This is a genomic window from Achromobacter marplatensis (assembly GCF_002209535.1).
Lineage (GTDB): Bacteria > Pseudomonadota > Gammaproteobacteria > Burkholderiales > Burkholderiaceae_B > Achromobacter > Achromobacter marplatensis.
On record NZ_NJIG01000054.1, the window covers coordinates 1 to 864 of the forward strand.

The 864-nt window shown below is 50.0% G+C and carries 1 protein-coding gene and 2 rRNA genes; 2 read left to right on the forward strand and 1 reads right to left on the reverse strand.

Going from position 1 to position 864, the window contains the following annotated elements:
• A 23S ribosomal RNA gene (locus CEY09_RS31805) occupies positions 1 to 102 on the forward strand; the annotation flags it as partial.
• A 200-nt stretch (positions 103 to 302) separates the two neighbouring features.
• Positions 303 to 415 (forward strand): 5S ribosomal RNA (gene rrf / locus CEY09_RS31810).
• A 203-nt stretch (positions 416 to 618) separates the two neighbouring features.
• On the opposite strand, the gene CEY09_RS32435 is transcribed toward rrf, so the two are convergent.
• Positions 619 to 864, reverse strand: a 246-nt coding sequence (locus CEY09_RS32435; protein WP_208625091.1) for a hypothetical protein, incomplete at its 5' end; no start/stop codon positions are given.

Here is an 864-nt window from a genome sequence, read left to right on the forward strand (position 1 = left end):
CCCCTAAAGAGTCGTTCGAGACCAGGACGTTGATAGGTCGGGTGTGGAAGCGCAGTAATGCGTTAAGCTAACCGATACTAATTGCTCGTGAGGCTTGATCCTATAACACTGATGGTTATTGACCTGGTGATATAGCGTTCCAAGTGTCGTTCAATACAAAATCTGGCTGCACCGTCAGCAGCCAGCCAACACCAATTACATCCCCCTGTGCGTGATCATCGAGCTAGTCTCTGATCACCACACGTTGTGCTTCTTCCAAGATTGGAGCAGTTGCCTAAACCGCAGCCGCTCAACCAGTTACGCCTGACGACCATAGCAAGGTGGTACCACTCCTTCCCATCCCGAACAGGACAGTGAAACGCCTTCGCGCCGATGATAGTGGACGGACGTCTGTGAAAGTAGGTCATCGTCAGGCTTTTATTCCGAGAACCCCGCAGGTGATCCTGCGGGGTTTCTCTTTTATATAGAGTGAGAACCTATACTTCTCTGCTGTAAAGATGGAGAGATCCAGCGAACAGTACTTTGCAAGATAAGATGCAAGTCAGGCAGAAGCCGGTTGCAAAATTTGCAAAAATGATGTTATAGTTACGGGCTTGGCTACTACCGAAAGATCAGGGTTTACCCCGACATTTCGATAGTTGCTAGGAAGAGAAAAAGCCAGCGCGAAAGTGCTGGTGAGGCCTGAAGGGGCTGCGGTGCCAGGCAGTGAAGTAGTTGCAGTGCGAAAGCGCAAACAAATACGACACTGACTTGACAAGCGATAAAAACTCCTTCATAATCTCGCCTCTCTGCTGCTGAAAACAGCAAGCGACGCAAGGCGAAAGCCGCAGCGAAGCGGTTGGGTTCAGCGAGTAGCAGTAAAGA